The sequence below is a fragment of the Streptomyces chiangmaiensis genome (assembly GCF_036281785.1).
GTDB classification, from domain to species: Bacteria; Actinomycetota; Actinomycetes; order Streptomycetales; family Streptomycetaceae; genus Streptomyces; species Streptomyces chiangmaiensis.
This window is the reverse complement of sequence record NZ_JAYWVC010000314.1, coordinates 1-6440: the sequence shown is the minus strand read 5'-3', so window position 1 is coordinate 6440 and position 6440 is coordinate 1. Positions and strand designations below refer to the sequence as shown.

Here is a 6440-nt window from a genome sequence, read left to right as displayed (position 1 = left end):
AGGGCTCGGCCAGGTTCACCGTCCGGTGAGGCTCCGCCGCCACCGAGGACTTCCCGCTCCTCACGGGTTCGGGCACCCATCTCCATGGGGGGCCCGGCATCCGCTGTGCCTACTGGATGCTCGGCGCCATCGGTCCCGCACAGGGGGCGGCCGCCCCGGCGTCGGCGCGAAACTGGGCACTCTGCCCGCCAACCACTCGCCCCGTTTCCTGCCCAGTGTCCGCCTCACCTTGCAGACCGGAACGGCCGCGCTGGTGACGGCGGCACTGGCGCGCCTGGGGGCGGCCGACGGGGCCCCGCCCGGGCGATCTGGCGCCATCACCGGACATGGTGAACAGTGGATGGATGGGCATATGGAATAAACAGGACAATATGATCGTGCATGAGGTCGAGCCGTACAACGCCGAATCGCCTCCCGAGGCCCTCGTGGGCCAGATCACCCCCCTGGACACGTTCTACGGCCGCAATCACGCTCCGATCCCACAGGTCGACGCCGAGAGCTGGCGGTTGCAGGTCGACGGCCTGGTCGACCGACCGCTCGAGCTGTCGATGGACGAGCTGCGGCACCGCTACCCCGAGCGGAGTGTGGTCGCGACGATGCAGTGCGCGGGCAACCGCCGCGCCGAACTGATGGAGGTCTGCGACATACCCGGCCAAGTTCCGTGGGGGCCCGGAGCCATCTCCACCGCGCGCTGGATCGGGGTGAGCCTGGCGGACGTGCTGGCGGAGGTCGGGGTGCGGCCGGAGGCCGCCCACATCTCTTTTACCGGCGCCGACGTCTCGGACCAGGCCGAGCCGCCTCAGCCCTTCGGCGGTTCGATACCGATCCCGAAGGCGACCTCCAGCGAGGTGCTGCTGGCCTGGGCCATGAACGGGGAAGCCCTGCCGGCCGCGCACGGCGCCCCACTGCGCGTCGTCGTCCCGGGCTGGATCGGCGCCCGCAGCGTCAAGTGGCTGTCGCGCATCACGGCTCAGGCCGAACCGTCCGACAACTACTTCCAGACCGAGTACAGCATCCTGCCCCCCGAAGCCGACCCCCACACGGCAAAACGCGGCGAGGGCATCACTCTGGGACCGGTCGCCATCCATTGCGCCATCCTGGAGCCCGGCAAGGATGCCCGGCTGCCGTCCGGTCCGACCGAGGTCGCCGGTTTCGCTTTCGCCGGCGACGACCGGACCGTGGAACGCGTGGACGTCTCCGCCGACCACGGCAACACCTGGACCCACGCGCATCTGGAACCTCCGGAGAATCCCTGGACGTGGCAGCACTGGCACGCGACGCTCACGCTGCCGTCGGGGGAGACGGAGCTCATCGCCCGTGCCTGGGACTCCACCGCGGCCGTGCAGCCCGAATCCCTGGCGACCGTGTGGAACCCGCGGGGATACGCCAACAACGCCGCGGCGCACCTGCACGTCACATGCCGTTCCTGATCGGCATCGCCTGAGCCGCCGCCCGCGTACCGGCAGAGCCGGCTGATTCCGGCGATGGGCAGCGGCCGAATCCGGGCTCCGGTGCGACAACGTGCCGACCCGGCGATGGAGCTGCTGGCGGCCCGGCGCCGACGGTGTCTTCCTCGTTCTGGACGAACGAGGCCTTGACCGCCCGGTCGGACGGGACCGCCACAGTGCGGGACTTCGCGCGGTAGGAGGGCTTGGTGGCCGTGATGGGGTCGACGGGCGTGGCCGGTGCACCGTCCGTGCATGGACCGGCGAGCAATCCGGGCGGCTGAGGCGGCCACAACGGCTCGGCATTATCTGACAGTTCAGCCGGCGACCACCACCGCCACCGGAGGAACTTGTCTGCGGCGTGCGCTGCGGCCAGATCGCTGAGGGGATCCCTGCGCCTGCCTGCCGCCGGACGCCGCGGTCCACGGTGTCGACGGCCCGGTGCTCGGACGGTTCGCCTGCCCCACGGGACCCACTCGGCCCCGCGGAGGCGATGTGCGGCGGATTCTGAGTCAGCGGTCAGCTGCCGACGTACGTCGCGAGGTGCTCGCCGGTGAGGGTGGAGCGGGCGGTGACCAGGTCGGCGGGTGTGCCCTCGAAGACGATCCGGCCGCCGTCGTGGCCGGCACCGGGGCCGAGGTCGATGATCCAGTCGGCGTGTGCCATGACCGCCTGGTGGTGCTCGATGACGACGACCGATTTGCCGGAGTCGACGAGCCGGTCGAGCAGACCGAGCAACTGCTCGACATCGGCGAGGTGGAGGCCTGTGGTCGGCTCGTCGAGGACGTAGACGCCGCCCTTGTCCGCCATGTGCGTGGCCAGCTTGAGCCGTTGCCGCTCACCGCCGGACAGCGTGGTCAGCGGCTGGCCGATGGTGAGGTAGCCGAGCCCGACGTCGGCGAGTCGCTCGAGGATGCGGTGTGCGGCCGGCGTATGTGCCGCACCGGCGCCGAAGAACTCCTCGGCCTCGGTCACCGACAGCGCGAGCACCTCGCTGATGTCGCGGCCGCCGAGGTGGTAGTCCAGCACCGACGCCTCGAACCGCTTCCCCTCGCACTCCTCGCAGGTGGAGGCGACCCCGGCCATCATCGCCAGGTCGGTGTAGACGACGCCGGCACCGTTGCAGGTGGGGCAGGCCCCCTCGGAATTGGCGCTGAACAGCGCCGGTTTCACGCCGTTGGCCTTCGCGAACGCCTTGCGGATCGGGTCGAGCAGCCCGGTGTACGTCGCCGGGTTGCTCCGGCGCGAGCCGCGGATCGGGCTCTGATCGACCGACACCACACCCCCGGCGGCCGGGATCGACCCGTGCACGAGTGAGCTCTTGCCCGAGCCGGCGACGCCGGTGATGACGGTCAGCACCCCGAGCGGGATGTCGACGTCGACATCGTGCAGGTTGTTCGCCGACGCGCCGCGGATCTCCAGTGTTCCATCGGGCTTCCGCACCGTCTCCTTGAGGGCGGCCCGGTCATCGAAATGGCGCCCGGTGATGGTGGTTCCGGCTCGCAGTGTCTCGACGGTGCCCTCGAAGCAGACGGTGCCACCTTCCGTACCGGCGCCGGGACCGAGGTCGACGACATGGTCGGCGATCGCGATCACCTCCGGCTTGTGCTCCACGACGAGCACCGTGTTGCCCTTGTCCCGCAGCCGCAGCAGCAGGTCGTTCATCCGCTGGATGTCATGGGGGTGCAGGCCGACGGTCGGCTCGTCGAAGACGTAGGTGACATCGGTGAGCGAGGAGCCGAGGTGGCGGATCATCTTGACGCGCTGCGCCTCGCCGCCCGACAGGGTGCCCGCCGGCCGGTCGAGCGCGAGGTAGCCGAGCCCGATCTCCCCGAACGAGTCGAGGGTGTGCTGCAGTTTGGTGAGCAGCGGCGCCACCGACGGCTCGTCGAGGTCACGGACCCATTGGGCCAGGTCGCTGATCTGCATCGCACAGGCATCGGCGATGCTGATTCCCTTGATCTTCGACGACCGCGCCCCCTCGCTCAGCCGTGTGCCGTCGCACTCGGGGCAGGTGGTGAAGGTGACCGCCCGCTCGACGAACTCCCGGATGTGCGGCTGCATCGCCTCCTTGTCCTTGGAGAGCATCGACTTCTGGATCCGCGGGATCAGCCCCTCGTAGGTCATGTTGATGCCCGCGATCTTCATCCTGGTCGGCTCGCGGTGGAGGAAGTCGTGCAGTTCCTTCTTGGTGTAGGAGCGGATCGGTTTGTCCGGGTCGTAGAAGCCGGACTCGCTGTAGAGCCGGTGGTTCCAGCCGCCCGACTTGTAGCCGGGGACCGTGATCGCGCCCTCGGAGAGGGACTTGGACTCGTCGAAGAGCTGGGCGAGGTCGAGGTCGGAGACCGTGCCCCGGCCTTCGCAGCGCGGGCACATGCCGCCGGTGCGGGTGAAGGTCGCCTTCTCGGCCTTGCGGGCACCGCGTTCGACGGTGATCGCGCCGCTCGCCCGGACCGAGGGGACGTTGAAGGCGTACGCGCTGGGCGGGCCGATGTGGGGCCGGCCGAGTCGGCTGAAGAGGATGCGCAGCATGGCATTGGCATCGGTGGCGGTGCCGACCGTGGAGCGGGGGTCCGCACCCATTCGCTGCTGGTCGACGATGATCGCGGTCGTCAGCCCGTCGAGTACGTCGACCTCGGGACGCGCCAGCGTCGGCATGAAGCCCTGCACGAAGGCGCTGTAGGTCTCGTTGATCAGCCGCTGCGACTCCGCGGCGATCGTGCCGAACACCAGCGAGCTCTTGCCCGAGCCGGAGACACCGGTGAACACCGTCAGCCGGCGCTTCGGGATCTCGACGCTGACGTCCTTGAGGTTGTTCACGCGCGCGCCGTGCACGCGGATCAGATCGTGGCTGTCGGCTGCGTGCAGCGCAGGCGGCTGCGAGTCCACCTTCGTGGCCTTGCTCATGGGGTCTCCATCTGTGCGGCGGGTCGGCCTTCGCGGTCTCCGTCGGCGTCGCCTGGCTCGATCTGACGAGCTTCGAGGGTACGACCGGTCCTTCGTTTCGGCCCAGGGGCCTGTGGTTCCGGCCGAGCGGTCCTTGCCGAGGCGCCGGCCCCGGCTGCGGTCACCGGTCGGTCGGCCGGTTCACCTGCGGCAGCGCATCCGGCTCGAGGACAGCCCCCCCGCGCTATCGATCATGGGTAGGTGTCGGTTCGGGCCCGGCCCCGGCGGAACGGGTTCACGGGTGCGGTCGCCGGAGGGCTCAGCGCAGCTCGTTGATGCGGATCAGGTTGCCTGCGGGATCGCGGACGGCGAAGTCGCGTATCCCGTACGGCTGCTCGGTCAGCTCCTGGACGATCTCGGCACCGCCGGCCTGCAGCCGCGCGAAGGTGCCGTCGAGGTCTGCGGTGGCCAGGAGGATGCGGGCGTAGGTGCCCTTGGCCATCATCTCGACGATGGTGCGGCGCTCGACTTCGGTGACGCCGGTGCCGGCAGCCGGCGGCTCCAAGACGATGGATGTGCCGGGCTGATCGGCGGGGCCGACGGTGATCCAGCGCATCCCGCCGTGTCCGACGTCGTTGCGGACTTCGAAGCCGAGGGTGTCACGGTAGAAGGCGAGCGAGGCCTCCGGGTCGTCGTGCGGGAGGAAGCTCGCGTGGATGCTGATGTCCATGGCCGTGACGCTAGCCGCGGGTCCGCGGCACGCGCTTCTCCATTCCTGATCGTTCCCCTCACCTGTGCCGACACGCACGCCGTTCCAGGCCGGACCGACCGGTGGGAGGTTCACACCGCCTGAGGGCGCCTTCGGCACTCTCCGGCCGCCGCCCGCGGTGGATCGATGCGCACGGGCCCGGGCGCTCTCCCCGGCCCGCTGCATCCCCACTCGGTGTGGGCCCCGCTTTGTTGTGGGAAACTGAGTCGGTGAGACGGCAAGACCTCGACGACCTCGTCCGGCTGCGGCGGGCCCGCGACCGGATGGATCGCGACTACGCCGAGCCGCTCGACGTTCCGGCGCTGGCGCGTGACGCCCTGATGTCGCCGGGCCATTTCTCCCGCAGCTTCCGTGCCGCTTTCGGCGAGACGCCCTACAGCTATCTCATGACCCGCCGTATCGAGCGGGCCAAAGCGCTGCTGCGGCGCGGCGACCTCACGGTGACCGAGGTCTGCTTCGCGGTCGGCTGTACCTCGCTGGGGTCGTTCAGCTCGCGCTTCACGGAGTTGGTCGGCGAGAGTCCGAGCGCCTACCGGGCCCGGAGCCATGATGATGGCTCCGCCATCCCGGCATGCATCGCCAAGATCCATACGCGACCGGTCAGAAACGGAGAAGCGAGCCCGGCCGCTCGGCCGTAGCGTGAGCGGCATGGACATCAGGCTTTCCCAATGCTTCATCGCCGTCGATGATCACGACAAGGCGATCGCCTTCTACCGCGATGTGCTCGGCCTCGAGGTGCGCAACGACGTCGGGTTCGAGGGGATGCGCTGGGTGACCGTCGGGGCACCCGCGCAGCCGGACGTGAACATCGTCCTGGAACCGCCCGTCGCGCACCCGAACGCTTCGCCGACCGACCGACAGGCCATGGCGGAGCTGATGGCCAAGGGCCTGCTGCACGGCGTCATCTTCGCGACGGACGACTGCGACGCCACCTTCGAGCGCATCAGCGCCGCGGGCGGCGAGGTGCTGCAGGAGCCCATGGACCAGCCCTACGGCGTTCGCGACTGTGCGTTCCGCGACCCCGCCGGCAACCTCTTGCGCTTCACCCAGCCCCTCGGGAAGTGAGCCCCTGGCGGGCCCCATAAGGGGTTCCCATGGCGCACCGGGCCCTTTGCGAGGGTCGCGCCGTGCGCAGGTCCGCTCGTCGCTTCCCACGCAGGCGCCACCGCCGAAGCCGTGCGGTGGGACCCGGACACGCCCGGCCGCCCGCGAGGCGGGTGGCCGGGCGCGTGCAGGGCCGCTCGGCGTTCACCGGGTTCCTCCGAGGATGCCCCGGCCTTCAGGCCGGGGAGGTATCGGAGGCCTGCGGAGCAAGGCAGGGATAGCCGGATCGCCGCCAG

General features: G+C 70.0%; 5 protein-coding genes. 3 read left to right on the top strand and 2 right to left on the bottom strand.

Annotation, left to right across the window (positions count from 1 at the left end):
- Positions 1 to 371: 371 nt before the first annotated feature.
- Positions 372 to 1430: a sulfite oxidase gene (locus VXC91_RS41050; protein ID WP_329512461.1), complete on the top strand. Its 1059-nt coding sequence runs from the start codon at positions 372 to 374 to the stop codon at positions 1428 to 1430.
- Between the two features lie 534 nt (positions 1431 to 1964).
- On the opposite strand, the gene VXC91_RS41045 is transcribed toward VXC91_RS41050, so the two are convergent.
- Positions 1965 to 4352: an excinuclease ABC subunit UvrA gene (locus tag VXC91_RS41045; RefSeq protein WP_329512460.1), complete on the bottom strand. Its 2388-nt coding sequence runs from the start codon at positions 4350 to 4352 to the stop codon at positions 1965 to 1967.
- A 298-nt stretch (positions 4353 to 4650) separates the two neighbouring features.
- Entirely contained in the window at positions 4651 to 5061 is a 411-nt protein-coding gene (locus tag VXC91_RS41040; RefSeq protein ID WP_329512459.1) for a VOC family protein, read from the bottom strand.
- A gap of 302 nt (positions 5062 to 5363) precedes the next feature.
- On the opposite strand from VXC91_RS41040, the gene VXC91_RS41035 reads away from it, so the two are divergent.
- The gene (locus VXC91_RS41035) at positions 5364 to 5738 is read left to right on the top strand and encodes a helix-turn-helix transcriptional regulator (RefSeq protein WP_329512462.1); all 375 of its coding nucleotides are present in this window, start codon (positions 5364 to 5366) and stop codon (positions 5736 to 5738) included.
- 10 nt (positions 5739 to 5748) lie between these two features.
- Complete coding sequence (locus VXC91_RS41030) at positions 5749 to 6165, top strand: VOC family protein (protein WP_329512458.1); 417 nt, start codon at positions 5749 to 5751, stop codon at positions 6163 to 6165.
- Positions 6166 to 6440 lie beyond the last annotated feature (275 nt).

Excerpts from the sequence above, each read along its gene's own strand:
- VXC91_RS41050 (WP_329512461.1), top strand. The coding sequence starts at position 372 with ATGATCGTGCATGAGGTCGAGCCGTACAACGCCGAATCGCCTCCCGAG.
- VXC91_RS41045 (WP_329512460.1), bottom strand. The coding sequence starts at position 4,352 with ATGAGCAAGGCCACGAAGGTGGACTCGCAGCCGCCTGCGCTGCACGCA.
- VXC91_RS41040 (WP_329512459.1), bottom strand. The coding sequence starts at position 5,061 with ATGGACATCAGCATCCACGCGAGCTTCCTCCCGCACGACGACCCGGAG.
- VXC91_RS41035 (WP_329512462.1), top strand. The coding sequence starts at position 5,364 with ATGGATCGCGACTACGCCGAGCCGCTCGACGTTCCGGCGCTGGCGCGT.
- VXC91_RS41030 (WP_329512458.1), top strand. The coding sequence starts at position 5,749 with ATGGACATCAGGCTTTCCCAATGCTTCATCGCCGTCGATGATCACGAC.